This is a genomic window from Afipia carboxidovorans OM5, from assembly GCF_000218565.1.
In the GTDB taxonomy this organism is placed as follows: domain Bacteria; phylum Pseudomonadota; class Alphaproteobacteria; order Rhizobiales; family Xanthobacteraceae; genus Afipia; species Afipia carboxidovorans.
The window spans coordinates 2946055-2970787 of record NC_015684.1; the positions used below are offsets into that span (position 1 = coordinate 2946055).

A 24733-nucleotide genomic window follows, 5' to 3' on the forward strand; every position below is an offset into this window, starting at 1 on the left:
GGTCCTTCCGCCTCCGGGAAGCCCGGGCGGCGCTCCGAACGTCCGGCCAAAATGATCCGGGCTTCTGGCCGAAAGATAGCTTCGTGTGCTTGACAGCAATTTGGCTGACTTCTTATATGCCGCCGTTCGCGCGACCCTTGGCCCTGCCGGGAAGCTGGACATTTGGCGAGGTAGCTCAGCTGGTTAGAGCACGGGAATCATAATCCTGGGGTCGGGGGTTCGAGTCCCTCCCTCGCTACCACCTTGCATCCCTCCCTCCTCGAGAATTCCAGATATTTCAGTATCTTGTAAGGCCTTAAGGTTTCTAGGGCCAAAGATTCCGGCTACGGCGAGACATTACCGTCGCGAGGGACGCTTCTAGTCTCAGACCCGATACAGTCGCGTCGTAGCAGCCGTGCTCAACCAGCCACTGTTTCGAATGCCATTAAGAGCCGCGGACTATTGTCAGGCGCGGTGGTGCGTCACCGGATGCCTGTGCTACAGGCGCCTCAGCGGGATCAACCCACGGCACCGGATGATATTGAAATGAACCAGCCGACATCTCGAAACGGTTCGCGGAGCACGCTGCTCGCGGTCGAGGACACCGAATTCCTGCTGCGCGACGAGATGCGCGCGATCCGCTTTGCGCTTGAGTACAACAAGGCCGAGTTGGCGCTACGCGATTGGGGCATACGCTCAACTATTATCGTGTTCGGAGGCGCTCGTATTCCTTCTCCGGAGCAAGCTGCGGCTGCGGCCGAAGCAGCACGTACCGATGCCGAGAAAGACGTGGCGGCAAAATTACGGCAGCGCGCAGAATTTTACAGCATCGCACGCGAGTTCGGCCGCATTGCCTCGGAGCGCGGAGGTGCTTTCGCGCCCCGACACAGATGGCGCGACAATGTCATCGCCACCGGCGGCGGCCCCGGCATCATGGAAGCTGCAAACCGCGGCGCGAGCGACATCGGCGCACCGAGCATCGGCTTCAACATCACGCTGCCGCACGAGCAGGTGCCCAACCCCTATATCACGCCGGAGCTCAGCTTCCGCTTCCACTACTTCGCCATGCGCAAGATGCATCTGGCGATGCGCGCCAATGCCCTCGCAATCTTCCCCGGCGGATACGGCACGATGGATGAGTTGTTCGAATTGCTGACCCTGCAGCAGACGCAGAAGGCGCCTCACGCGCCGATCGTGCTGTTTGGGGAGAGCTACTGGCGCAAGATCGTCAATTTCGAAGCGCTCGCTGAGGAAGGGATGATTTCTCCGCTTGACCTCAAATTATTCGAATTTGCGGAAACGGCCGAGGAAGGCTGGGCCTCTCTGGTTCGGCGCGGCTTGCGCGCGCCCGGGAACGGCGGCGATACCATCGGCTAGATCGCCTCCAAATTTCTCACCAGACGGACTCGCCTCAAACAAAACGCCGCTGGGTCGCGCTAATCCTCGGCTGCCTTGAAGCGGCTCATGTTCTTCAAGATGAAAGGTGCAACCAGCGCGATGAGCGCGATGCCCAGCAATGTCGCCGAGATCGGACTTTGTACTAGCGTCATCGGATCGCCCAGACTGATCGACAGCGCTCGGCGCAATTGACTCTCGGCGAGCGGACCGAGGATGAGCCCCACCACCACGGGTGCTATCGGGAAATCATACCGCCGCATCAGAAAACCGAGCACGCCGAACACGGAGAGCATGGTCAGTTCAACCACGGAAGGCTTCGCAGCAATCGTGCCCATGGTCGCGAACACGAGAATGCCGGCATAGAGCCAGGGCTGTGGAATCGCCAGCAGCCGGACCCACAGGCCGACCAGCGGCAGGTTCAGCACCAACAGCATCATGTTGGCGATGAACAGGCTCGCGATCAGGCCCCACACCAGATCAGGCCGCTCCGCAAACAACAGCGGTCCCGGATTCAATCCGTACTGCTGGAAGCCCGCCAGCATCATCGCCGCCGTTGCCGACGTCGGCAGGCCGAGCGTCAACAGCGGCACCAGCGTGCCGGCAGCGGATGCGTTGTTCGCGGCTTCCGGCCCGGCGACGCCTTCGATCGCGCCCTTGCCGAACTCCTCAGGGTGTTTGGTCAGGCGACGCTCAGCGGAATAGGACAGGAACGTCGGAATTTCGGCGCCACCCGCCGGCAACGCGCCGATGGGAAAACCAAAACCGAAGCCCCGCAGCCATGGCTTCCACGAGCGCTTCCAGTCTTCCTTGGTCATCCAGAGCGAGCCTCGTACGGCTTCGACCTTCTCTTCCACCTGATGCCGCCGTGAGACAACGTAAAGTGCTTCCCCGACCGCAAACAGACCGACCGCCAATGTCGTCACCTCGACGCCGTCAAGCAGCTCCGGCACACCAAACGACAGCCGTGGCTGCCCGGTCAGCTTGTCGATACCGACGAGACCGAGCGTCAGGCCGATGAACAGACTGGTCAGCCCACGCACCGGCGAGTCGCCGAACGTCGCGGAGACAGTGACGAACGCCACCACCATCAAGGCGAAGTAATCCTCCGGCCCGAACCTGACCGCGATATCCACCAGATAGGGAGCAACGAATGCGAGGCCGATCGTCGCCAGCGTTCCTGCCACAAACGATCCGATCGCGGCCGTCGCCAGCGCAGGGCCGCCGCGGCCGGCCTTGGCCATCTTGTTGCCCTCGAGCGCCGTTGCCATCGAGGCGCTTTCGCCCGGCGCATTGATCAGGATCGCCGTGGTCGAGCCGCCATACATGCCGCCATAGTAGATGCCGGCGAACATGATCAGCGAGCCACCCGGATCGAGCTTGTAGGTGACCGGCAGCAGCAGCGCGACCGTGAGCGCTGGACCGATACCCGGCAACACGCCAACCGCCGTGCCAAGAAATACGCCAATCAGCGCGAACAGGAGATTCATCGGCTGCAGGGCGACGGCCATGCCATGAGCCAGCGCGACGAATGTATCCATGCCAACGATCCTTGGCTAACTGACTCAGGGTCTGACTCAACGACGCTGAATCAGACCCTTCATTATATTTCGTTTGAGCATGATCTTTCCGAAAACCGGTTTCCACTTTTCGGAATCATGCTCCTAGAACAGGCGTTCAAGCGGACCGGCGGGAAGGCTAAGAGTGAGGAGACGGCTGAAGGCGGTGTAAATGACTGTGCCGATGACAAACCCGATCACGGTATCCGTGAGGATCGCGCGTCGGCCAAAGGCGGTGGAGGTCGCCACAAACAGCACGGTCATTGCGGGAATGAATCCGCCATCAAAGCCGATGATCGCAATCATCGCCGCGAGGCCGATAAGGACGAGTCCAACGGGACGGAAATCCATCTGCTCGCGCTCGGGAAAATCGCCGCGAAGCGCATTGACCAGATTGCCGATCGCGAGCACTCCAAAACAGACAGCGATAACGATCGGAACGGCCTCGGGGCCCATGCCATAGGTGACGTTCGCCTGAATGCGCATCGCATCGATGACAAGCACGATTGCAAGCACTACCAACCCGGCGGCGATGGCAACGCCTGCCCAATCCACCCCGCGTCGCGCGGGTCCGGTTTCCTGCGCGCCGCTGTCTGTCATCATGATTTTACGAGGCCAATCGACTTCAGAACCTCATTCACGCGAACCGCCTCCTTCTTCAGGAAGTCGGCGAACGCATCACCAGGGAGATAAGCGTCGTCCCAACCCTTCTGGGTCAGCACTTCCTTCCAGGCCGGCGACTTCACAAGACGATCGATGGCGTCTGCCAAAACTTTCTTCTGCTCGGGCGTAATGCCGGGCGGGGCGACAACCGAACGCCAGTTGGCCAGAACCAGATCGACGCCCTGCTCCTTGAAGGTCGGCACATCGACACCGGGCCGCCGCTCGCTCGACGTGATACCGATGGCGCGCAGCTTGCCGGATTTGATCTGGCCCTCGTACTCGCTATAGCCGGAGATGCCCGCCGTTACCTTGCCGCCGAGGATCGCGGCTAGCGACTCGCCGCCGCCGGAAAACGGCACATAGTTGACCTTGGTCGCGTCTGCGCCGACAGCCCCGGCGAGCAACGCCGCCATGATATGATCAATGCCGCCTGCCGATCCACCCGCAAACGTGACCTTTGCTATGTTGGCCTTCAGCGCATCCGCAAGATCCTTGACATTCTTGATCGGCGAATTGGCCGGAACGACCATCACCTGATACTCATCGGTGAGCCGCGCGATCGGCGTCACCTGATCGAGCGTGACCGGCGACTTATTCATCGCCAGCGCGCCGACCATAACGAACCCGTTCACCATCAACTGGCTGCCGTCACCCTTCGCCGAGTTGACGAACTGCGCGATACCGACCGACCCGCCGGCGCCACCCACGTTCGTAACCTGTACGCTGCGTGCGACACCCGAGGCGACCAACGCCTGCTGCATCGAACGTGCGGTCTGATCCCAGCCACCACCGGGATTGGCCGGTGCCATAATCTTCAGCTCAAGCGGCTGCTGTGCATGGGCTGAGATTGCCAACGTCCCCAGGCAGGCGGTACCCACCGCACCAAGGAGAAAATATCTACGGGTCGCGCTGCGATCAGACTTCATAACTCGTCCTCCCTATCGCGACCGCGTCGTTGGCGGCCCTCTATCAACATCTCGCAGCGCCAACTCAGGGTCACGCGCTCGCGACATATCGCGTCCATATCAGCCGGAAAAATCGCCGCTGTCCAGAAGGCTTGTTCTGTCCGCACTGGCTATTCGCTTCAACACGCCGTTACGGCACGAGGTGAGCCAAAGCCGAGTGGATACCCGCCCCGCGACAGCGGCACGGCGTGCTGGTGCGATGGCCGGCAATGGCCTCTCCCTACAGGCTGCTCTGCGCCACTCTATGGGCGAACGGCTCCATCTATTCCGTTGCCTTTAAAAGCGCCCGGCACTACACCTACCGGCAAGACGCACATTAAAGACTCCCGGACCATGACCTCTCTCTTCGACGATCGGCGCCAAGCGTGCTGAACAAACTCCCTTGGACAGCCTTGCAAGTCGGGATTTTCGGCATCGTCATACTGATAGAGCCCTTATTGGCTCAACAATCCGGCCGGCCGACTGATTTTATCGCCGCCAGTTTCATGGGCGTAATCTTGGCAGCAACAGCAACCGCCATAATTCTCGCGATACAAGGCGTCTTGCGGCGATAGGATTTACCGCTTCCGACATTCTGTCTGAGCGCGGCCAAGAGCGACGCCTGCCGTCATCAAGAGCTATTCTGATCTGCCGGCGTGGTGTTAACTGACGATGTGAGCGGCTTCCGAGGTAACTACAAAGACTACCTCGCCTACATGCGCGACCGCAGTAATGGCTTCGACTCGATGCTGATCCCACTCAAAGAAGGCACGGAATATTCCGTGCCTCGATAGCCTGTCACCCATCGCACCGAGATTGGAACGAACACCCGTCTTCACTGGTTTCTCCCGAAGATGGAGAAAACCATGCAGCCAGAGCGAGGAACGTCGGACGAAAATCGCAACTCTTCACGCAATATCGAGAGAAGCCGATGGTCATCGGAATCGCCGTAGGCGTTGCCCTTGGCCTGACAATGGGTCTCACCATTCTCGACAATACCGGCCTTGGTGTTGCTGTCGGCATTGCTGCAGGAGCAGCTGGAGGGTACTTTTTCGAGCGGCGCAACCGACCTTAAGACCCGTCGCTCTATTGCGCGAGCGCTATTAGTTCTTCGGCGTCAATGCTCGCACACTGGAGCCAAGGCATGGATCGCGCATTCAAAGCTGTCGTAGGTATGGGTCTTGCCGCCTACCGTGACCTGGAAAGCTTTGTCGTAGTCATTTCCACACGTCTCGCACTGGGCCATGTCTCTCACTCCCGACTTGGACAACAGACAAGCGGTCAATAATTCCTGCGTAGGTATGTTCCCGACGAGCGGACTGGAGCGCCGCACTCCGATCCATGGTTTGCCACCAGCCTATTGCGTTCATCCACAGGAAGCTGACTTTGAGCCGCCCCTGCGGCATTACTGCCCTTCCGTAGCCTATGCAGGCTGGGCTAAAATCTTTCGATCCTGATCTGGAATGGACACGGGAGCGCTGGTGTGCGTTGATGTGTGTCCGTGACCTATCCGGATTTCCTCCAAGGAGTACGGTGCACGCTCGGCATTTCGCTCGTCGATTGGCTCTGTGTCTCTATCGAAAGCACGGATTTTATTGACGAAATAAGCTTATCCTCGCGCTCCCTGACACATGGTATGTAAGGAGAGGTTAAAGCTATCGACCGGAAATAGCTGGTGACATCTCCTGAAGGACTCCTACTTGCACTTATTGTTCTTCCGTTCGCGGGTAGCTGTTTAGCTGCCCTGCTCCGTGTCAATGCGCGCAGCGCAGCATCGTATCTTTCCGGACTGATCGCCCTGACCGCCTTCTCTCTGGTCATTGCGATGTACCCTCGCGTGACCGGCGGCGGGGTCCTCCAATACAAGGCTGACTGGGTTCAAGAACTCGGCCTGGGCTTCAGCCTGCGGCTTGACGGCTTTGCCTGGATTTTTGCGGCGCTGATCACCGGCATCGGCTTTCTGGTCGTGTTGTACGCCCGGTACTACATGTCCCCGGCCGACCCCGTGTCCCGCTTCTTCGCATTCCTGCTTGCATTCATGGGCGCAATGCTCGGGATCGTGCTCTCGGGCAACCTCATCCAGTTGGTTTTCTTCTGGGAACTGACCAGCCTCTTCTCATTCCTCCTGATCGGCTATTGGTATCAAACCGCGCAAGCCCGCGATTCAGCCCGCATGGCGTTGACCGTCACCTCAGCCGGCGGCCTTTGCCTGCTCGCCGGTGTTCTCATTCTCGGGCACATCGTCGGAAGCTACGATCTCGACCGCGTGCTTGCAGCCGGCACAGCGATCCGCTCACATTCGCTTTATGTCCCGGCGCTCATTCTTATCCTGATCGGCGCTTTTACAAAGAGTGCACAGTTTCCGTTTCACTTCTGGCTGCCGCAAGCGATGGCGGCACCGACCCCTGTCTCGGCCTATCTCCATTCCGCAACAATGGTGAAGGCCGGCGTGTTCCTGTTGGTTCGTCTCTGGCCCGCAATGGGCGGAACGAACGAATGGCTCTGGCTCGTGGGGTCGACCGGGCTCGCCACCTTCATTCTGGGCGCGTTTTTTGCTGCGTTTCAGCAAGATCTGAAGGGCGTCCTAGCTTATTCGACGATCAGCCACCTCGGGCTGATCACATTGCTCACCGGGCTCGATACGCCGCTCGGACAGGTGGCAGCCATCTTCCACATCATGAACCATGCGACCTTCAAGGCATCGTTGTTCATGGCAGCCGGGGTCATCGACCACGAAACAGGAACGCGCGACATCCGCCGCCTCAGTGGTCTCTGGCGTTACATGCCAATCACCGGGACCTTGGCGATGGTCGCCGCGGCGGCGATGGCAGGCGTGCCGTTGCTGAACGGATTTCTGTCAAAGGAAATGTTCTTCGCCGAAACCATCGAGGTCCACGACAACTCGTTCATCGATCAGGCGCTGCCCTACATCGTCACCGCCGCGAGCATGTTCACTGTCGCCTATTCGTTGCGGTTCATCCTTGATGTGTTCTTCGGCCCTGCCCCGGAGAAATTGCCTCGTACGCCGCACGAACCGCCGTTCCTGATGCGCCTGCCATCCGAATTGCTTGTGCTGGCGTGCCTTGTGGTCGGTGTCATCCCCGGGATCACGATAGGTCCGCTTCTGGCAACTGCAGTCCAGGCGGTTCTTGGCTCGAATGCTCCGCAGTACAACCTTGCAGTCTGGCACGGATTTACGCCTGCACTTCTGATGAGTCTGGCGGCCACCGCCGGCGGTGCTGCGACATACGCGATATTGCGCCCATATCTGTGCATTCATGAGGGGCCACCGCTTCTCCGCCGTATCAAAGGACAGCGCATTTTCGAACGCATCCTGATCGCAGTGTCATGGCGATTTGCGCGACGGATGGAGCGCCTGTTCGGAACGCGGCGCCTGCAGTCACAACTGCATATCCTGATCCTCGTCGCGGTGATCGCCGGATTGGTACCGATCTACACGCGCGGAATTGGCCACGACGGTTCAGTCCATACGACGTTCGATATCGCATTTGCCATCATCTGGGCCGTCGGCGTCGCTTGCGCCCTGGCTGCGGCCTATCAGGCCAAATTCCATCGATTTGCTGCACTTATTTTCGTCGGTGGCGCAGGGCTCGCAACCTGCATCAGCTTCGTCTGGCTTTCCGCGCCCGATCTCGCCCTCACCCAACTGGTCGTCGAGACGGTCACGACGGTGTTGCTCGTGCTTGGATTGCGCTGGTTGCCAAAGCGCGTTCAAAAGCTGGAGGACGCCGATACGACACCAGCCGTCATCCGCTGGTATCGCGCGCGCGACCTTTCCATTTCGGCGGCTGCAGGCGTCGGCATGGCGACACTCGCCTACACGGTCATGACAAGACCATCGCCGGACACGATCTCCGGCTACTTCGTCGAGAACGCCTACACCAAAGGCGGCGGCACCAATATCGTGAACGTCATCCTGGTGGATTTCCGTGCGTTCGATACGTTTGGTGAAATCACCGTCCTCGGCATTGTGGCGCTGACCGTGTTCGCGCTGCTGCGGCGCTTCCGCCCCGCGGCCGACAGCGTTCCGGTGCCTGACCAGCAGCGCGCTCAAGACCTCTTCGATGATGCCAGCGAAACGCGCCAGCGCGGTGCTACGGTCAAAAGCACCATGGCTATTCCAGCGCTCATCATGGCCGCGCTATTCTCCATCATCGGCGCAGCCGCGCTTTATCTGCTTCTGCGCGGGCACGATGCACCGGGCGGCGGGTTCGTCGCCGGTGTTACGATGGCGGTGGCCTTCATCGTGCAATACATCGCTCACGGCACGGTCTGGGTGGAGGCGCGCCTGCGCGTACTGCCGATCCGATGGATGGGGATAGGCCTGCTCGTGGCATGCGGCATCGGAGCGGCCGCCTTGCCGTTCAATCTGCCGTTCCTGAGTTCGTATTTCTCCTATGTCGACGTTCCCTGGATCGGCAAGGTCCCGGCGGCGAGTGCAATGCTGTTCGACCTCGGCGTATTTGCGCTCGTCGTCGGTGCAACCGTGCTGATGCTGATCGCGATCGCGCACCAGTCCGTGCGCAGTCACCGCGCGCCGCGTGCGCGTGTCACTGATGACGCTCCCAACGCCGAGATGCCCTGATGGAAATCATTCTCGCTCTCAGCATCGGCGTTTTGACCAGCTCTGGCGTTTGGCTGATTTTCCGCCCGCGCACGTTTCAGGTCATTATCGGTCTGTCGCTGCTCTCCTATGCGGTCAATCTGTTCATCATCGCCATGGGGCGGCTGAAGACCGGCGCAGCGCCAATTCTGGAAGCCGGCACGACTGGCAATCCGGAATTGTTCGCTGACCCCTTGCCGCAGGCGCTTGTCCTGACCGCGATCGTTATCAGCTTCGCAACGACCGCACTGCTGCTCGTCGTCTTGCTGGTGTCACGAGGCCTGACGGGAACTGACCACGTCGACGGACGGGAACCGAGCCAGTGAACAGCATCGCGCATCACCTGATGATTGCACCGATCGCGTTGCCGCTGGTCGCCGGCGCGATCATGCTGGCTCTTGGCGGTGACCGCCGTACCCTCAACGCCTCGCTCAACGTCATCACCACTATCGCGCTGGTCGCAATTGCGATCACGTTACTCTGCGCAGCCGATGCCTCGCCGCTTGGTATTTCCGGTGTGTATCGTCTCGGCAACTGGCCTGCACCGTTCGCCATTGTGCTGGTATTCGACCGGCTATCCGCCGCCATGCTGTTGCTCACCAGCATTCTCGCTTTGGCAACCCTGGTGTTTGCGCTCGCACGCTGGCATCGCGTGGGCGTCCATTTCCATCCGCTGTTTCAGCTCCTGTTGATGGGCCTCAACGGGGCTTTTCTCACCGGCGACCTTTTCAATCTCTTCGTCTTTTTCGAAGTTCTGCTTGCAGCCTCTTACGGCCTCGCGCTGCATGGCTCAGGATCGACCCGCGTTACCGCGGGGATGCATTACATTATCGTCAACCTGGTGGCGTCGCTGCTGTTTCTGGTCGGCGTCAGCCTGATTTATAGCGTCACCGGCACACTCAACATGGCCGATCTCGCAGCACGGATTCCCACTATCCGCGCCGAAGATCGCGCGCTGCTGGAAGCCGGCGCCGGGGTGCTCGGCATCGCCTTCCTGACAAAAGCAGGCATGTGGCCGATGTGCTTCTGGCTTCCCGGCACCTACGCAGCAGCACCGGCGCCAGTGGCCTCGCTGTTTGCTATCCTGACGAAGGTGGGTGTCTATATCGTTCTTCGGCTCTCGCTGCTCCTGTTCGGGGATCACGCCGGAGAATCGGCTCATTTCGGCGGAGAATTGTTGCTTGTCGGCGGAATGGCAACGATTGCCTTCGGCACGATCGGCACGCTCGCCTCGCAGGAAATGGCGCGCCTCGCTTCTTACTCAGTCCTCATATCCTCGGGTACGATCTTGGCCGCCGTCGGCATGGGGCAGATCGGCGTGACAAGCGGCGCCCTTTATTATCTGGTGAGTTCGACGCTCGGCCTCGCCGCCTTCTTCCTTCTCATCGAACTGGCCGAGCGGGGGCGTGAGCCCGGCGCTGACGTTCTTGCCGTCACGCGAGAACTTTACGGCGAGGAAACCGAACTCGAGGATGCGGAAGAAACGCAGGAAGTCGGCATCGCGATCCCGGCCAGCATGGCCCTGATAGGGGGCACTTTCATCTGCTGCGCTCTCGTGATTTCCGGATTACCGCCACTGTCGGGATTCATTGGGAAGTTCGCGCTGCTGACGGCTGCATTGAATTCGCAAGCTGGCGCTGTCCCCGTCGCCGGTTGGGCATTCCTCGGCATCCTGATCGTATCCGGTTTCGCAACGCTGATCGCCACGACCCGCGCTGGAATCAATACGTTCTGGGCCTCACCGGACGCCACCGCCCCGCGCGTGCGCCTGATCGAGATTGCGCCTGTGGTTGTTCTCATCCTTCTCTGCGCCGCCCTCACGATCCAGGCCGGGCCGACCATGCGGTTCATGCAGGTGACGGCGGAATCGCTGCATATGCCCCACGACTATGTGAATAATGTTCTCGGCAGGACAAGCACGCCTTCGGAGCTCCGGAGGGCTGAGCGATGAAGGTCCTTCCTTATCCGATCGCGAGCGCAAGCCTCCTCGGGTTCTGGCTGCTGATCAACCAGTCGCTATCACTGGGTCAATTTCTGCTCGGCGCGGGCGTGGGACTCGTTGGCGGATGGGCATTCGCAGCGCTGGAGCTTCCGAAACTCCGTCTACGGCGGCCTTTCACGATTCTGCGTCTGGCTACGATGGTTTTCACGGATATCGTGAAATCCAATATCGCAGTTGCGAAAATTATTCTCGGTTTCGGCTCAAGGGAGCGGAGTCCGGGGTTTGTCGAAATCCCTTTGGAGCTTCGCGACCCTTACGGCCTCGCTGCCCTTGCGTGCATTATCACCTCAACCCCCGGAACGCTGTGGGTGAAGTTCGACGAGCCGACCGGCACCCTGACCATCCATGTCCTCGATCTGATCGACAGGACTGAATGGATTCGCACCATCAAGAGTCGTTATGAGCGGCCACTCATGGAGATATTCGCATGAGCGCAGTTCTCCCCTGGTCAATCCTGATTGCGCAGATCCTGCTAGGCGGCGCCATGACGTTTGCCGCGTATCGCATTCTGCGCGGCCCGCGCGCGCAGGACAGGGTTCTGGGATTCGACACTCTTTATGTGAACTCGATGCTGATGCTTCTCACGTTCGGTATCAAATCGGGCTCCACCCTTTATTTCGAGGTTGCCCTCATCATTGCTCTCCTCGGCTTCGTGAGCAGCGTTGCGCTCGCCAAATTCCTGCTTCGTGGCGAGGTCATCGAATGAACGAGATCGAAATTCCAGCGATTGCGACAATCTTCACGTCCGCGTTCCTCATCATTGGCGCCGCACTCACTTTTATTGGCTCGCTGGGGCTACTTCGACTCAAGAAGTTCTATGAAAAGGTTCATGCTCCCACGCTTGGAACGACACTCGGCGCCGGGTTTATAGCGACGTCATCGATGATTTATTTCTCAACTCTCGCAAGCCGGCCTGCCTTTCACGAGCTTCTTATCGTAGCGTTCGTAACCATCACCACACCGATCACGCTGATGGTCTTGGTCCGCGCAGCCGTATTTCGCGACGAGTTGGAGAGTAATGAAACGGCTTCAAGTAGCCCGGAAAGTGAGCAGCTTTCACGCTGAGCAGGCGCGCTGAAACGCTCGCGATTTTTGGCCCCATCCCTTTTTATCGCTAATCACTATATTTGTAGTGAGGATGCGGAATTACGCTCGCGCGCAAACGAAGGGATGCAGCATGAAGATTCTTGCAGCCACGGATTTCTCAACGCGGTCCAACCGTGCGCTGAGGCAGGCGGCATTGCTGGCGCAGCAAGACGGCGCGACCTTGTTCATGGTTCATGTCGTCGATGACGATCAGCCGGGTGATCTGGTTCGCATGGAGCAGCGGGAAGCCGAGCGGATCATGCTCGAACAAATGAGCGCGATGCCGGAAGTTCGCCGCACACAGTCTCGCCCTATGGTGATCGCGGGCGATCCGTTCGATGGCATTCTTCGCGCGGCGGCTGATATTCATCCGGATCTCATTGTCATGGGGGCCCATCGCAAGCAACTCCTGCTCGACGTTTTTACCGGAACAACGATTGAACGCGTAATCCGCAAGGGAACAGTCCCGGTCCTGATGGTCAATCGCGAAGCACAACGGAAGTATGAACGCGTTCTTGTGCCAACCGATATGTCAGATATCTCGGCGAATGCCCTCCGCACGGCCCTATCAATCGGCTTAGCTGACAGTGCTGCCACGATGCTTCTTCACGCATTTACAGCCTTGGCCAAGGGCAAAATGCTGGGCGCCGGCCTGGATCAGGCCAGCATCGACAGCTACGTCGAGAGCGAGCGTCAGCGAGCCAGCGATGAACTGGCAGCCTTTCTCGTCGCGAACGACCTGCAGCATGCACGGTGGCTGCTTCGCGTCGAGGAAGGCGCCCCGATGGAAACCATTTCCCGCGCGGTGATGGAGACTCAGTCCGACCTAGTGATTATGGGCATACAGAGTCGCTCCAGTATCCTCAAAGCGCTGATCGGAAGCGTTACAGAAGACGCGTTGCGATCGCTCAACGTCGATGTCCTCGTCGTTCCCGCTGCCAAGTGCGAATCCTAGCACTCACCGATCAGCCGCATCGAGACCCATCTGCCAGAAGTCCGCTTCGAGCCGCGACGCCTTGCCGAACAGCGTGGCAAGCTCATCAAAGCGCCGCTCGGTCATCGCTCGCGCGGCAAGATCGTCGAGATGCCGACGTGCGCTGACTGCAAGCTCCTGATAGGCCTCGCCCGCATATTCACCGATCCATTCGCGATAGGGATGGTTGCCGAGCGCGTCGATTCCGTTCGGTGCCAGATTGCGGCCAATCTCGGCGTAGCCGATCACGCAGGGAGCGAGCGCGACATGCAGATCGAGCAGATCGCCTGCGGCGCCACAGTCCAGCACGAAGCGAGTGTAAGCGACGGTCGCCTGATGTTCGGGCGCGGCCTCGATGTTGGCCGGTGAAAGCCCCCAGCGGCCGCATAGCCGTACATGCAGATCCATTTCACCGAGGATGGCAGCAAGCCCCGCCTGCGCCGCCTTCATGTCAGCCAGCGTGCGGCTCTTGTAGGTCGCCAACGCATACGCACGGGCAAACTGGATCAAAAACAGGTAGTCCTGCACGAGATAGGTCCGGAATGCGGCCTGCGGCAGCGTGCCCGCCTCCAGCTGGCGTACGAAATCGTGGTCGACATAGCTCTGCCAGTCAGCGGCAGCCTCTGTCTTCAAACGCTCGAAGACATCCATCGTCATTCCCTAATCCCCGCTACCCGATCTGTTTAACGGCACCTCTGTCAGCACTCCTTCACCCGTCGAACTCTCAGGAGATGGCCGCAGATACCGAGAACACTTTTCCCTTCACTGTCAAATTACTGGAATATTCTTCTCGATTCTGGACAAGACGTACAATTTCTCTCTTAATTTCAGTGGCTTATGGACCAAACCGCAATGCATGCATAAACAATGGGAGCATTCCCATAATAATGGCTCGCGGATCGTCATGATCGACCTCTCGGTGGCTTCCGGCTTTGTGATCGGACTCGTCTTTGGCGCCGTCGACCTGCTCAGCGGCTTTTGCCTGATGAGCAGCTTGCGCGATATGTGGACTAAAAGCGACACCCGCAAAATCCGCAGCTTCGCCACCGCGATCGCCATTGCGATTATCGGAACGCAAATTCTTGCAGGCAGCGGCCTCGTCAACATCAGCACGTCGATCTATCTACAGCCTTCGTTCTCCGCGCCGCTGATCTTCTTCGGAGGCCTGTTGTTCGGCCTCGGCATGGTGCTCGCCAACGGCTGCGCCTCGCGCGCTCTGGTGTTGCTCGGCAAGGGAAACCTGCGTTCCCTCGTCGTCATCACGATCATCGGGATCACCGCACAGATGACGCTGAAAGGCTTGATCGCGCCCGCACGCATTGCCTTTCTTGACTGGACGAGAACCACACCTACTGCCGTATCCGCCCCTGCCCTTCTCTCAACGATGGGCCTTGACGACACCGCGGCGCGCCTGATCGCAACGTTGATCGCGAGCAGCGCACTGTTGATCTACGCATTCTCCGACAAGCAATTCCGTCGCGCCTACGGCCAGATTGCTGCGGGCGTCATCATCGGCCTGCTGGTGGTTGCCGGCTGGGTGGCAACAGGATGGCTCGCAGCAGACGACTTCAATCCGATTCCCGTTGCGTCTCTTACATTCGTGTCGCCGCTTGCGGACTCGGTGCAGTACACCATGCTCTCCACTGGTCTGACGCTGAACTTCGGCATCGCGCTCGTCGCTGGTGTGCTGATCGGAAGTCTCGTGACCGCAACGCTGACCGGGCGCTTCGAGCTTGAGGGTTACACCTCTGTGACTCACACCGGCCGTTCGATGGCAGGTGCAGCTTTCATGGGAATTGGCGGCGCCATGGCCTACGGCTGCTCGATCGGTCAGGGCCTGACCGGCGTCTCGACGCTGGCGATGCCTTCGTTCATTGCCCTCATCGGCATCCTCTGCGGCGCTGCATTTGCCATCCACAGCAGGACCCGGCTGCTGGCGTTCGCATTTCGCTGACGCAAGGCTTTAGCGCCGCCTTTCAGGCTTTAGAAATCCAGCTTGTCGCGGATTGCATCGATCCCGGCGCGCGCGCATTTCTCGTCCTTGTCGCCGCCCGGCGCACCCGAGACACCGATAGCTCCCAGAAGCGTATCCGCTGTTTCAATCTTCAATCCGCCGCCCAGCATCGTCACCCGCGGCAGATCCGCGAGGCGCGGATCGAGCGTGCCGTTCTTGATCGACGATACGAGTTGCGAAGTATCGTTGCGGAAGCCGATTGCGGTCCAAGCCTTGTTGATCGCAGTCGTGTTGGCCGGAAGCCCGGTATAGCGGTCGCGTAGCAGGACCTGCGTCTCACCGAACCGGTCGAGCACCGCCACAGAGACCTGATAGCCATCCGCGCGGCACTGCTGAAGCGCCGCGCGGGCGGCTTCCAGCGCCACATCGACCGTCAGCGACTTGTAGGTCACGGTCGCCTCTTCCGCATGGGCGGATGAGACCACCGCAACGCAGGAGAGGGCACACAGCAGGCTTCGCGAAACAATACGCATTTCAACCACCTCGTTTGAAGAGCGCTACGGCTTGACGTAGCTCCAGCCCTGTTCCTGCAACTCACTCAGCCGCACCACGCCGGAGGGAACGAGACTCGCCTGCGATACGATCGCGATTGGATGCCCTTCCTTCTTTTCCATGCCTTGCTTCGTGTTGTTGCAGGCAGAAAACGCCACCTTGGAAGGAAATGCCATTTCGGAAATCTGCTTCAGGCGGCCCTTCACCGGGGACGTATCCTCCCGATACATGTTGAGCCCCGGCCCATAGGCTACGACCTCGACCTGCACCGTCTCGCCCTTATCACGATAGAATTGCATGATGTTGGTGACATTATTGAGCGCCAGATTCATTGTGGCAGCATCGTTCTGATCGACCTGAATGACGATACGATGCGGTTTGGCATCAGCCGCATGTGCGGCGGAGGATATAGAAAGTGCGATCGCAAAGACCGCAGCCAGCTTCCAGAAAATCCGCATATCGGGACCTCCTCAGGGACGAACGAGGGTATAGTTTTTCTCTGTGAGAGAAAGAATGTACGGCACGCCTGCCGGCACAAGTTTGGCCTTGGGGTTCATCTCCGGCCGCTTCCCCGTTGTGCGCTCCATCGTCTCGAGCGTGTAGCCGCAGATATTGAATGTCACACCTTGCGCAATGAGGCTGTCGATCTGCTGCCGTCGTGGATTATCGGCCTTCAACAGATCGATGCCGGGGCCGAATGCCACCACTTGGACGTCAACCGTGTCCGGCCCATACACCTCCAGAAGCTTGTACGAGATGCTGACGATCAGCCCCTCTTTCGCCGGGTCATTGTCCGATATCTGCAAAATGACGCGGTGCTCGACGAAGGGGCGCTCAATTGGCGCGGCATCCGTCTTGGCGTCCTGGGCATAGGCCAGGCCACCTCCGGCCACCGACACGCCCCAGACAAGAGCGGCTAGAAAAAAAGAAAATCCGCTCCGCTGTTTCATGCCTGGCCTGCGAATCCCGGATTGTCATCCACGCCGACGATCGTCACCTGCGAACCGGATGACTTCGGCTTCGATTTTCCGTCGCGCAGATAATTCGTAACGGTTTCCCAAACCGGCGTGCCCTTTTGTTCATTCACAGACGCCCAGCCTGCGACTTTATACGACTTGGCCGGATCGATCGCTACGTCACCAAGTTTCATGTCGGAGATCCGGCGCCCCGCCGTCTCATTCGGCGCGCAACGATAGGACATGCCGCCAATGCGTACCATGTCGCCACCTTGCTGATAGTACGGATCGAGATTGAACAGGTTGTCGCAAATATCCTCAAGAACAGTCTTGATCTGCTCGCCGCTCATCGGCTGCACATAGACTTCGGGATACGTCATTGCGGTCTGCGACAAGATATCGTCCATCGTGATCGGCTGCCCGCTCAACACCGTCGTACCCCAGCGGAAGCCGGGCGATAGCGCAATTTCGGCATCGAGTTGATGACGCAGGGCGTCGCAGATCATCTCGTCCATGGTGCCGTTGAAATTTCCGCGACGATAGAGAAGCCGGTCGGCGCTGGCCACTGTCTCATCCAGCATCTTCGCATGCGGCGCGCGAAGCTTCTCCACCAATGCCGCCATTTCGGCATCGGCCTTGAGCTCATCGCTGAAGACGGGAAGCAGCCGATAGGCGACGTTCTTGACCGCGCCCTTGCCAAGCTCGAGATCAAGCACGCCAAGGTATTTTCCGTTGGAGCCTGCATTGGTGACAAGCGTCTTTCCGCCGGCATTGGCGACGCTGACAGGCTGCGGCACGGCATCATGGGTATGCCCGCCAAGAATGACATCGATACCCGTGACGCGGCTTGCCATCTTGAGATCGACATCCATGCCGTTGTGCGAGAGCACCACCACGGCATCGACCTTCTCGGTGCTGCGCAGGTGATCGACGATTTTCTGCATCTCGTCATCGCGGATGCCGAACGTCCAGTCTGGCGTGAAGCGTTTCGGATGAGCGATCGGCACATAGGGAAAAGCCTGACCGATGATTCCGATCCGATGATCGCCCATTTCCTTGATGATGTAGGGCTTGAACACTCGGCCGGTGTCTCGATCGAACGCCTTCGCGTCGTTGAAAGCAGCTTCCTCCGTCAGAAAAACATTCTGCGCGATGAACTCGCCCTTGAAGTCAGCGAGATTCTTGCGGAGCGTCTCCTCACCATAGGTGAACTCCCAATGGCCGGTCATCGCATCGATACCGAGCAGGTTCGCCGCCTGCACCATATCTGCGCCGCGATAAAGGTTGGAGAGACTGGAGCCCTGCCACAAATCGCCGCCATCCAGCAGGATGGACTGTCCATCCGGCACAGCGCTCCGCAGCATCTTTACCAACGTCCGCAAATACGCAAAGCCACCCATCTTTCCATAGCGTTTGGCGGCGCTCTCAAAATCGAGAAACGTGAACGCATAGGCTTCCGGCGTGCCCAGCTTCATTCCGAATTTCTGGAGGAAGTGCTCGCCGACCAGATGCGGCGGATGCCCCTTCATCTGGCCGACGCCGATATTGACGCTCGGCTCGCGAAAGAACACCGGATTCAATTGCGCATGCGTGTCCGTCATATGGAGCACCCGCGCGTTTCCGGTCGGCTTGAAATCGTACAGCGCTTCACCAGCCGCGCGGCCGGAACGCGGCAGCGACAGGATGGCCGGGATCGCCACCGCAAGCTTCAGAGTTTCTCGTCGGTGGATCAGCATCTGTTTTCTCAAGCCCGTCAGCGAACGACGGCGTCTGGCCAGAGTTTTACTTCGCGTTCGGTCTGCGCGATCGAGGCATTCGCAAGCGCCTCGGCCCGCTTTGCGAGGTTCGTCGCTGCATCGAAATTGCCTTCATCCGCCGCTTTCTTCGCGCCCTTGAGAGCGGCAACGGTCGTGGTCCACTGATTTCTCAGCTCACCTGCTTTCTTGTTCGCCGCCTCGGCTTTGGCGTAAGCCGCGTTGAAAGTCTCGGCCGTTTCCGCTGCCTGCGCTACAGCGACCGTCAGCAACAGAGCCGCGCCCACAATGATAGATGTGATGATCCGCATGAGCGCCTCCTATGGCCGCGAACCCGGGCCGGAAACGGGCAGCCCATTCGCCATGTAGGACAGATAATATTCGAGGTTCCGATATTCGGGAGCCTGAGGCTCAAGAGGAACGCCGCGCACCTGACTGTTGCAGGAGGTGAAGCGGCGGCTGATCGTGCCCATTCCGCCCCATTCGGAGCGATAGATCGGCATCGCGTTCAGAATACCCAGCGCCGGCGCCAGCACTTCGGCCCGGATGCGTTCGCCGGGAGCCTGAATGTGGCAGCTTGCGCAGGAAAAATTCAACTGGCCGCGTCGCTGATAGAAGTACTGCTTGCCCTTCTCGTAGGCTTCGACAGCTTTCGGATTATCCTTCGGAATCTTGATGTCGAACGGCTTGCCGCGTGAGGTAAAGGCCATGTACGCGGTCACAGCCGCCATGTCGTCCTTCATATAATTGTACGGCTTCTCACCGTTCTTCTCGAGACACTGGTTTACAGCAAGCTCGAGGGTGATGACCTCGTTCGTCTTGTCGTCGAAGTAAGGATAGTTCTGGCGAATACCGATACCTTTGTTCGGGAAACAATCCGCAAAGGTTTTGCCGTTCTTGAACGGCTTCTCGAACAGTTCCTTGCCATGATCGAGCGCGAAGTCATAAGGCGGGAAATCTTCCTTCGCGATCCACTGCTTCCGCAATCCCTCGTCCATCGAATAGGGACCGTTGACAAAGTCGTTTAGCGGCACCTTGGGAAATTTGTTCGTAAAGAAATCCCGGAAAGCCTTGAAATCGTTCTCCGGCGTCGATGCCGTCACTTCCGCGCGCGCTATCTGCGTGCCCGCCAGCATTGCCAGCGCCATTAATAATGCAAGACCGCGCATCATTCTTCCTCCCGGTTCGACCGTCACATAATTTTGGCGGTCGTGGTGTCCGTTGCACCCTTGTTATCGACCCAGGTGATCTTCAGATCGTCACCCTTCTTTCCGCCCTTGAAGCTGAACTTGATGAACGGGTCCTTGGAGACTGCCGGCCCCCACAGAGCGGTGAACACGACCTTGCCACCGGTTTCGAACTGCACCGTCTCGATATGATGAGCCGGAATGAGTTCTCCCTTGGCATTCTTGACGAAGCCGGAATCCATCGGATGCTGCATGAGCGCCTGCACCTCGGTGGTTTCGGCGCCAGCAGTGGCGCGCACGCGAATAGACGATGCCATGACCTAATCCTCCTCAGCCGCCGCAGCCGCCGACAGTGACCTTCACTTCCTTGCTCGTGCTGTAAAGCTTGCCGTCCGACTCGACGACAGCGATGACCTTACTGGTCTTGGCCATCTTGAGGCGGTTCGACACCGACGGCATCGTTCCTTCCGGAATCTTGTAGGACGCCGCGAGCGCGTAAGGGTTCTCAGCGACCATCACCGAGATCGACGTCACTTTCGGCAGCGTGGTGCTGATGCTGATCGGCACGACGGCGCCGTTCTCGGCAATCTCCGGCGCATCCAGCTTGACCTTGTCAGACACTTCGGCAGCCTTGCCGTACAAAGTCTTGAGGACGTCAGTCTCGCTCTTCTGCTTGAAAGCATCCGTCGGCCAGCCCGCCGCATCCGCAGCAAAGGCAGCGACCGAGCGCATCACATTCAGGCTTGCGCCAAGCACGGTCGCAAGCGCGGCTCCCTTCAAGAGACCTCTGCGCGACATTCGCAGGGCGGGAAATTTTGCGGTAAGCATTCGATTTCCTCCGGGGTTTTCTTAGAGCTGATAGAGAAAGTCGACGATTGCCGAAATTTCTTTCTCGTTCAGAATGAGGTTGCGGCCGAAGGGCGGCATGACTGTGAGAGGGTTGCGGACGGTTTCGTCCGCGATGATCGCAGTCAGTTCCTTGCGGTCCGGAAAGCGCGTTTTCATATCATTGAGCGGCGGGGCAATGGAGCCCGGCGAGTCGCCACCCTTGATCTCATGGCACGTCAGGCAATTGCCCTTGCTGCGATCGAACGCGAGTGCCTTGCCATCGAGCTGCGCCGCCGGCTGAGCCTGCGCCGGAAGCGAGCCAGTCAAAACAATCAGGGCTGCTGCAGTTGCGAGACGAAAATGATTAAAGCTCATCCTGCGCGCTCCAAAAATTACTTCGGTTGCATGTCATCGAGCGGACCGGTGGTCCTGGGCGTCAGTTCCTGCCCCTCAGCCGTCGAGACGATTTTCAGTGTTGATGGATCAACACAGTTCGTCATGCAAGGCTTCATTGCAGTATCTGGGCGGGGGTCCTGCCAGGTAAAATTATCATGGTTAGGCATTTTTACTTTTGGCAAGGATTCTTTATCGGCGACGAAGCCCTCAGGGACAAGATTGTTCAGATTCAGAATATAGGCGGTCAGCGCATACACATCGTCTGCCGACAGAGTATGGGGCGCCCCAAAAGGCATCGCCCGATTGATATAGTCCCAAAGTGTAACGGCGAATGGCCAATAGCTGCCGACCGTAAGCTCGGGGCGGTCCGCCGTCAGCGAGCCGGCGCCGCCCGCGAGCTTGGGGTAGCGTCCCTCGCCTTCACCAAAGGTGCCGTGGCAGGCCGCGCACTGCTCGGCGAAGACTTCGGCGCCCTGGGCCACGTCGCCCTTGCCGGCCGGCAATCCCTGTCCGTCCTCGCCACGGGCGTCGATATCCCAGCCGGCGATCTGCTCGGGCGTCGCCGGGGTGCCGTAGCCGAACGGCGGGCGAACCTCGCTCGCCGCAGAAGGCCCGACGCTCCCCGCGAGAACGGCGGTCGCAAGCAGCAACGGCCACAGGCTAGCCAAGCTGAACATCGTAGATGCTCCCATCGGGCTTCACCTGCCAGGTCTGGATTGCGTTGTTGTGGTAGACGGAGCTTGTGCCTCGCACCTGCCGAAGTGCCGCCAGCGTCGGCTGCACGAAGCCGGTCTCGTCGACTGCCCGCGATTCCAGGAAAGCGGGCTTGCCGTCCCACCGCCACGGGATCGTAAAGCGCGCCAATGCTTTTGACAGCACAGGGTCCTTCAGTTCCGCCTGCCGCCAGTTCACGCCGCCGTCGGTCGAAACATGAACTTCCTTGATCCGACCATTTCCGGTCCATGCAAGGCCACGGATCTCGTAGAGGCCCGGCCCGCTCAGCGGCACCTCGGGGCAAGGGAAGGTAATCACCGATTTGGCATCGATCAGCCAGGTGAAGCCGCGCGATTTTCCGTCGGGCATCAGATCGGTGTATTTCGAAGTCTCCTCGCGGGTGTACCACGGCTTGTCGCCCACCTTGATACGACGCAGCCACTTGACGCTGACATTGCCCTCCCAACCCGGCACGATCAGGCGCAACGGATAGCCCTGCTCTGGTCGCAACGCCTCACCGTTCTGTGCGTAGACAACAAGACAATCATCGAGACATTTTGAGAGCGGCAGGCTTCTCGTCATGTGAGCGCCGTCGGCCCCCTCGACCAGAACCCACTGCGCATCTTTCTTCAGGCCGACCTCTTCAAGCAGCGTCGAGAGCTTCACGCCGGTCCACTCCGCGCAACTCACCATGCCATGGGTGAACTGTAGCGAGTTCAATTGCGCGCCGCGCCATTCCATGCCGCCATTGGCCGGGCATTCGATGAAGTGGATGCGGGACGTCGAAGGAAACCGCAAAATATCCTTCATCGTCAGGATCAATGGTCGATCGACCAACCCGTGAATCATCAGGCGATGCTTGTCGGCTTCCACATCAGGGCGGCCAGCGTGATAGCGCTCGAAGAACAGACCGTTCGGAGTGATGATGCCGTGCAAGCTCTGCAACGGCGAGAAACTGATCGAGGATTCCGTGCCGGCTGTCAGCCATGGCACGTTGCGCCGGATCACGTCGACCTGCTCGGCCGAAGGCTTGCCATATGGTTGATCGACGACACCTGCCCCGAGGGACTGGGACCACTCGTTATCGGCTGGCGGAGCGGCATCATCAGCGCGCGCTGCCCGGCCATCGATCAAGGCTGCGCCTGCGGCGACGCCGGCCATCTTCAGTAATAGCCGCCTGGGAACCTGGACACGCTCCACCCCGGCAGCCAAGGACGCCTTACGGGCATCCTCGAATGAAGAGAAAGGCACCCACTCTCCTCCCCTGAGTATCCCGCCATTTGCGGGACTATTTTTGCTTATCGTTGACGCGAGAACATCACCACTTTCTAATTTAGTCAACGCTAAATTATGAAGATGGCCTTCCAGTCACAAAATTGGTAGGATGTTCCACGGATAAGACCTTCAGGACTCGCTTCAATGAGCACGGCTCTCGCCACGAAAGCGCGCGCAAACAAATTGCGCCCGGATCAACTATTGGAACAACAAGCTCGCGAGGTCTCACGTCTGCTGAACGTGCTTGCGAATGAAAATCGCCTTCTCATCGTTTGTTACCTCATGATGAGGAACGAAATGAAGGTCGGCGATCTTGTCGATGCACTCAACATCAGCCAATCGGCTCTCTCGCAACATCTCACCAAGCTGCGTGAGGAAGGACTGGTGAAATTCAGGCGGGAGTCGCAAACGCTGTATTACAAGATCGCCGATGAGCGGGTGACCAAGCTCGTCAAGGTCCTCAAGAAACTCTATTGCGACGATGCCATATGAAGAAGCTGCTGCGCGTAACAGTCCTGGCATGGGCGATGCTACCTCTCCCTCTGCTCGCTCAAAGCAAGGCGCCGGATTACGCACCGCTCACCCGGCCCATCACCGTGGACCAGGTTCCCGGCAAGGATATTTTCTACAGCATCGGCAGCCCCGGCATTCCGGGCAAAGAGAATGAGGGCAATACATCCAACGCCGGCTATGTCGTAACGCCGGAGGGCGTCGTCGTTTTCGACGTGCTCGGCACACCCTCTCTCGGTTGGGCGCTGCTGCAGGACATTCGCAAGCGGACGGACAAAGACATCCGTTATATCGTGGCTAGCCATTATCACGCCGACCACATTTACGGCCTGCAGGCATTTCGTGACCACAGCCGCGCTGTCATCATCGCGCAGGATCACTCAGGTGATTATAGCGAGAACAAGGAAACCGCCGATGAACGGGCCGAAGTTCGGCTCGAGCAACGCCGCGAAGCGCTCGCACCGTGGGTAGACGAGCATACGCGCGTCATTCCCCCGGATATGACCTTCGCCGACAAGGTCACCATCGCGCTCGGCGGAAAACGCTTCTCATTGATTTCCGCAGGTCCTGCCCACTCCAGCAGCGACATCATGATGATGGTCGAGCCGGACGGCGTGCTGTTTGCAGGCGACATCGTGCAGAACGGCCGCATTCCCTTCATGAATAGCGACGACGTCAGCACGACGCACTGGCTCCAGGGACTCGATGAAGTGCTCGCGCTCAATCCGAAGTACATCATTCCCGGGCACGGCAGCCCATCCGCCGCAGCAAAGGAAGCCATCGCGTTTACCCGCGACTACATCCTTTACGTTCGCAAGGCGATGAGCGAGGCGGTAGCGAACTGGGTCGACTTCGATACAGCCTACAATCAAACGGACTGGTCCAAATACAAGGATTATCCGGCCTTCGAGAGCAACAACCGGGGCAATGCCTATCGCATTTTCCTCGAACTCGAAGCTTCGCAGTTCAAGAAATAGGATTTTGCCTGTGAGGCTTTGACAACTGCCGCTGACCGGCGATGATGCCGCAACCGATTGAGCCTGAGGTGCTGATGACATCGACCATTCGGATACAGGCCCATCTAAGCGGCGACGTGACCGAGGTTCAGGCCTTGATCAAGCATCCGATGGATTCTGGTTTTGCCAAAGATGGCGACAATCGGCTTATCCCTGCGCACTACATCGAAACGCTCAGCTTCGAACACAATGGCAAGGTGGTATTCTCCGCCAATTGGGGACCGATGATCGCGCGCCAGCCCTACATCAAGTTTTCCTTCAAGGGAGGAAAAGCTGGCGACACCGTCACAACGAAATGGGTCGACAGCCACCAACAGATCGACAGCACGGAAACCCGCATAACGAGCGGATAAATATCGCCGAGCG

28 protein-coding genes and 1 tRNA gene are annotated in these 24733 nt (G+C 59.1%); 14 read left to right on the top strand and 15 right to left on the bottom strand.

What is annotated here, in order from left to right:
* Positions 1-164: 164 nt before the first annotated feature.
* Positions 165-241, top strand: a tRNA-Met gene (locus tag OCA5_RS13915).
* A 284-nt stretch (positions 242-525) separates the two neighbouring features.
* Complete coding sequence (locus OCA5_RS13920; RefSeq protein ID WP_012562367.1) at positions 526-1356, top strand: LOG family protein; 831 nt, start codon at positions 526-528, stop codon at positions 1354-1356.
* 59 nt (positions 1357-1415) lie between these two features.
* On the opposite strand, the gene OCA5_RS13925 is transcribed toward OCA5_RS13920, so the two are convergent.
* From OCA5_RS13925 to OCA5_RS13935, 3 genes are all read right to left on the bottom strand, one after another.
* Positions 1416-2915, bottom strand: a complete 1500-nt coding sequence (locus tag OCA5_RS13925; protein ID WP_012562366.1) for a tripartite tricarboxylate transporter permease — start codon at positions 2913-2915, stop codon at positions 1416-1418.
* Between the two features lie 123 nt (positions 2916-3038).
* Entirely contained in the window at positions 3039-3536 is a 498-nt protein-coding gene (locus OCA5_RS13930; protein WP_012562365.1) for a tripartite tricarboxylate transporter TctB family protein, read from the bottom strand.
* Positions 3533-4522: a Bug family tripartite tricarboxylate transporter substrate binding protein gene (locus OCA5_RS13935; RefSeq protein ID WP_012562364.1), complete on the bottom strand. Its 990-nt coding sequence runs from the start codon at positions 4520-4522 to the stop codon at positions 3533-3535. Before OCA5_RS13935 ends, OCA5_RS13930 begins: the two co-directional genes overlap by 4 nt.
* A gap of 949 nt (positions 4523-5471) precedes the next feature.
* Between OCA5_RS13935 and OCA5_RS19315 the strand changes: the two genes are divergently transcribed.
* The 8 genes from OCA5_RS19315 (at position 5472) to OCA5_RS13975 (ending at position 13207) form a co-directional block, all read left to right on the top strand.
* Positions 5472-5615, top strand: a complete 144-nt coding sequence (locus OCA5_RS19315; protein ID WP_169304645.1) for a hypothetical protein — start codon at positions 5472-5474, stop codon at positions 5613-5615.
* 600 nt (positions 5616-6215) lie between these two features.
* Complete coding sequence (locus tag OCA5_RS13945) at positions 6216-9146, top strand: monovalent cation/H+ antiporter subunit A (RefSeq protein ID WP_012562362.1); 2931 nt, start codon at positions 6216-6218, stop codon at positions 9144-9146.
* A complete protein-coding gene (locus OCA5_RS13950) occupies positions 9146-9490 on the top strand; it encodes a Na+/H+ antiporter subunit C (protein WP_012562361.1) in 345 nt (114 codons plus the stop codon). The genes OCA5_RS13945 and OCA5_RS13950 overlap by 1 nt, the downstream gene beginning before the upstream one ends.
* Positions 9487-11115, top strand: coding sequence for a monovalent cation/H+ antiporter subunit D (locus tag OCA5_RS13955; protein WP_012562360.1), 1629 nt, complete (start codon positions 9487-9489; stop codon positions 11113-11115). Before OCA5_RS13950 ends, OCA5_RS13955 begins: the two co-directional genes overlap by 4 nt.
* Positions 11112-11597: a Na+/H+ antiporter subunit E gene (locus OCA5_RS13960; RefSeq protein WP_012562359.1), complete on the top strand. Its 486-nt coding sequence runs from the start codon at positions 11112-11114 to the stop codon at positions 11595-11597. Before OCA5_RS13955 ends, OCA5_RS13960 begins: the two co-directional genes overlap by 4 nt.
* On the top strand, positions 11594-11872 hold the full coding sequence (locus tag OCA5_RS13965) for a K+/H+ antiporter subunit F (protein ID WP_012562358.1): 279 nt from the start codon (positions 11594-11596) through the stop codon (positions 11870-11872). The genes OCA5_RS13960 and OCA5_RS13965 overlap by 4 nt, the downstream gene beginning before the upstream one ends.
* Entirely contained in the window at positions 11869-12231 is a 363-nt protein-coding gene (gene mnhG, locus OCA5_RS13970) for a monovalent cation/H(+) antiporter subunit G (protein WP_012562357.1), read from the top strand. The genes OCA5_RS13965 and mnhG overlap by 4 nt, the downstream gene beginning before the upstream one ends.
* 112 nt (positions 12232-12343) lie before the next feature.
* Positions 12344-13207, top strand: a complete 864-nt coding sequence (locus OCA5_RS13975) for a universal stress protein (protein ID WP_012562356.1) — start codon at positions 12344-12346, stop codon at positions 13205-13207.
* Between the two features lie 3 nt (positions 13208-13210).
* Here the strand turns inward: OCA5_RS13975 and OCA5_RS13980 are convergent, their stop codons facing one another.
* The gene (locus OCA5_RS13980) at positions 13211-13876 is read right to left on the bottom strand and encodes a TenA family protein (protein WP_202943843.1); all 666 of its coding nucleotides are present in this window, start codon (positions 13874-13876) and stop codon (positions 13211-13213) included.
* A 253-nt stretch (positions 13877-14129) separates the two neighbouring features.
* Between OCA5_RS13980 and OCA5_RS13985 the strand changes: the two genes are divergently transcribed.
* On the top strand, positions 14130-15179 hold the full coding sequence (locus OCA5_RS13985) for a YeeE/YedE family protein (protein WP_012562354.1): 1050 nt from the start codon (positions 14130-14132) through the stop codon (positions 15177-15179).
* Between the two features lie 29 nt (positions 15180-15208).
* Here OCA5_RS13985 and OCA5_RS13990 read toward each other — a convergent pair whose 3' ends face one another.
* The 11 genes from OCA5_RS13990 to soxC are packed head-to-tail and all read right to left on the bottom strand — an operon-like array spanning position 15209 to position 22817.
* Complete coding sequence (locus OCA5_RS13990; protein ID WP_013913296.1) at positions 15209-15712, bottom strand: GlcG/HbpS family heme-binding protein; 504 nt, start codon at positions 15710-15712, stop codon at positions 15209-15211.
* 24 nt (positions 15713-15736) lie between these two features.
* The gene (locus OCA5_RS13995; protein WP_012562352.1) at positions 15737-16189 is read right to left on the bottom strand and encodes a DsrE family protein; all 453 of its coding nucleotides are present in this window, start codon (positions 16187-16189) and stop codon (positions 15737-15739) included.
* 12 nt (positions 16190-16201) lie between these two features.
* On the bottom strand, positions 16202-16681 hold the full coding sequence (locus OCA5_RS14000) for a DsrE family protein (RefSeq protein ID WP_013913297.1): 480 nt from the start codon (positions 16679-16681) through the stop codon (positions 16202-16204).
* Positions 16678-18423, bottom strand: a complete 1746-nt coding sequence (soxB, locus tag OCA5_RS14005; RefSeq protein ID WP_012562350.1) for a thiosulfohydrolase SoxB — start codon at positions 18421-18423, stop codon at positions 16678-16680. The genes OCA5_RS14000 and soxB overlap by 4 nt, the downstream gene beginning before the upstream one ends.
* A 17-nt stretch (positions 18424-18440) precedes the next feature.
* Entirely contained in the window at positions 18441-18752 is a 312-nt protein-coding gene (locus OCA5_RS14010) for a hypothetical protein (protein WP_012562349.1), read from the bottom strand.
* A gap of 9 nt (positions 18753-18761) precedes the next feature.
* A complete protein-coding gene (gene soxA, locus OCA5_RS14015) occupies positions 18762-19610 on the bottom strand; it encodes a sulfur oxidation c-type cytochrome SoxA (protein ID WP_012562348.1) in 849 nt (282 codons plus the stop codon).
* A 23-nt stretch (positions 19611-19633) separates the two neighbouring features.
* The gene (soxZ, locus tag OCA5_RS14020; RefSeq protein ID WP_012562347.1) at positions 19634-19945 is read right to left on the bottom strand and encodes a thiosulfate oxidation carrier complex protein SoxZ; all 312 of its coding nucleotides are present in this window, start codon (positions 19943-19945) and stop codon (positions 19634-19636) included.
* A 13-nt stretch (positions 19946-19958) separates the two neighbouring features.
* Positions 19959-20456, bottom strand: coding sequence for a thiosulfate oxidation carrier protein SoxY (gene soxY, locus OCA5_RS14025; protein ID WP_012562346.1), 498 nt, complete (start codon positions 20454-20456; stop codon positions 19959-19961).
* A 21-nt stretch (positions 20457-20477) separates the two neighbouring features.
* Positions 20478-20831, bottom strand: coding sequence for a sulfur oxidation c-type cytochrome SoxX (gene soxX / locus OCA5_RS14030; RefSeq protein ID WP_012562345.1), 354 nt, complete (start codon positions 20829-20831; stop codon positions 20478-20480).
* 17 nt (positions 20832-20848) lie between these two features.
* Positions 20849-21529 (bottom strand): c-type cytochrome, encoded by a 681-nt coding sequence (locus OCA5_RS14035; protein WP_012562344.1) that lies wholly within the window; start codon positions 21527-21529, stop codon positions 20849-20851.
* A complete protein-coding gene (soxC, locus tag OCA5_RS14040) occupies positions 21513-22817 on the bottom strand; it encodes a sulfite dehydrogenase (RefSeq protein WP_013913299.1) in 1305 nt (434 codons plus the stop codon). Before soxC ends, OCA5_RS14035 begins: the two co-directional genes overlap by 17 nt.
* Before the next feature lie 168 nt (positions 22818-22985).
* Here soxC and OCA5_RS14045 point away from each other — a divergent pair, with 168 nt between their 5' ends.
* The 3 genes from OCA5_RS14045 (at position 22986) to soxZ (OCA5_RS14055) (ending at position 24720) form a co-directional block, all read left to right on the top strand.
* The gene (locus tag OCA5_RS14045; RefSeq protein WP_012562342.1) at positions 22986-23333 is read left to right on the top strand and encodes an ArsR/SmtB family transcription factor; all 348 of its coding nucleotides are present in this window, start codon (positions 22986-22988) and stop codon (positions 23331-23333) included.
* Positions 23330-24328: an MBL fold metallo-hydrolase gene (locus OCA5_RS14050; protein WP_012562341.1), complete on the top strand. Its 999-nt coding sequence runs from the start codon at positions 23330-23332 to the stop codon at positions 24326-24328. Before OCA5_RS14045 ends, OCA5_RS14050 begins: the two co-directional genes overlap by 4 nt.
* A gap of 74 nt (positions 24329-24402) precedes the next feature.
* Positions 24403-24720: a thiosulfate oxidation carrier complex protein SoxZ gene (gene soxZ, locus OCA5_RS14055; protein ID WP_013913300.1), complete on the top strand. Its 318-nt coding sequence runs from the start codon at positions 24403-24405 to the stop codon at positions 24718-24720.
* Positions 24721-24733: the final 13 nt, after the last annotated feature.

Coding starts and splice junctions, on each gene's coding strand:
- OCA5_RS13960 (WP_012562359.1), top strand. CDS start 11,112: ATGAAGGTCCTTCCTTATCCGATCGCGAGCGCAAGCCTCCTCGGGTTC.
- soxX (WP_012562345.1), bottom strand. CDS start 20,831: ATGAGCTTTAATCATTTTCGTCTCGCAACTGCAGCAGCCCTGATTGTT.
- OCA5_RS14010 (WP_012562349.1), bottom strand. CDS start 18,752: ATGCGGATCATCACATCTATCATTGTGGGCGCGGCTCTGTTGCTGACG.
- OCA5_RS13930 (WP_012562365.1), bottom strand. CDS start 3,536: ATGATGACAGACAGCGGCGCGCAGGAAACCGGACCCGCGCGACGCGGG.
- soxY (WP_012562346.1), bottom strand. CDS start 20,456: ATGCTTACCGCAAAATTTCCCGCCCTGCGAATGTCGCGCAGAGGTCTC.
- OCA5_RS13925 (WP_012562366.1), bottom strand. CDS start 2,915: ATGGATACATTCGTCGCGCTGGCTCATGGCATGGCCGTCGCCCTGCAG.
- OCA5_RS13995 (WP_012562352.1), bottom strand. CDS start 16,189: ATGCGGATTTTCTGGAAGCTGGCTGCGGTCTTTGCGATCGCACTTTCT.
- OCA5_RS13985 (WP_012562354.1), top strand. CDS start 14,130: ATGATCGACCTCTCGGTGGCTTCCGGCTTTGTGATCGGACTCGTCTTT.
- OCA5_RS14050 (WP_012562341.1), top strand. CDS start 23,330: ATGAAGAAGCTGCTGCGCGTAACAGTCCTGGCATGGGCGATGCTACCT.
- soxB (WP_012562350.1), bottom strand. CDS start 18,423: ATGCTGATCCACCGACGAGAAACTCTGAAGCTTGCGGTGGCGATCCCG.
- OCA5_RS13920 (WP_012562367.1), top strand. CDS start 526: ATGAACCAGCCGACATCTCGAAACGGTTCGCGGAGCACGCTGCTCGCG.
- OCA5_RS14045 (WP_012562342.1), top strand. CDS start 22,986: ATGAGCACGGCTCTCGCCACGAAAGCGCGCGCAAACAAATTGCGCCCG.
- OCA5_RS13990 (WP_013913296.1), bottom strand. CDS start 15,712: ATGCGTATTGTTTCGCGAAGCCTGCTGTGTGCCCTCTCCTGCGTTGCG.
- OCA5_RS19315 (WP_169304645.1), top strand. CDS start 5,472: ATGGTCATCGGAATCGCCGTAGGCGTTGCCCTTGGCCTGACAATGGGT.
- OCA5_RS14000 (WP_013913297.1), bottom strand. CDS start 16,681: ATGAAACAGCGGAGCGGATTTTCTTTTTTTCTAGCCGCTCTTGTCTGG.
- soxZ (WP_013913300.1), top strand. CDS start 24,403: ATGACATCGACCATTCGGATACAGGCCCATCTAAGCGGCGACGTGACC.
- soxZ (WP_012562347.1), bottom strand. CDS start 19,945: ATGGCATCGTCTATTCGCGTGCGCGCCACTGCTGGCGCCGAAACCACC.
- soxA (WP_012562348.1), bottom strand. CDS start 19,610: ATGCGCGGTCTTGCATTATTAATGGCGCTGGCAATGCTGGCGGGCACG.
- OCA5_RS14035 (WP_012562344.1), bottom strand. CDS start 21,529: ATGTTCAGCTTGGCTAGCCTGTGGCCGTTGCTGCTTGCGACCGCCGTT.
- mnhG (WP_012562357.1), top strand. CDS start 11,869: ATGAACGAGATCGAAATTCCAGCGATTGCGACAATCTTCACGTCCGCG.
- OCA5_RS13950 (WP_012562361.1), top strand. CDS start 9,146: ATGGAAATCATTCTCGCTCTCAGCATCGGCGTTTTGACCAGCTCTGGC.
- OCA5_RS13965 (WP_012562358.1), top strand. CDS start 11,594: ATGAGCGCAGTTCTCCCCTGGTCAATCCTGATTGCGCAGATCCTGCTA.
- OCA5_RS13980 (WP_202943843.1), bottom strand. CDS start 13,876: ATGGATGTCTTCGAGCGTTTGAAGACAGAGGCTGCCGCTGACTGGCAG.
- OCA5_RS13935 (WP_012562364.1), bottom strand. CDS start 4,522: ATGAAGTCTGATCGCAGCGCGACCCGTAGATATTTTCTCCTTGGTGCG.
- OCA5_RS13975 (WP_012562356.1), top strand. CDS start 12,344: ATGAAGATTCTTGCAGCCACGGATTTCTCAACGCGGTCCAACCGTGCG.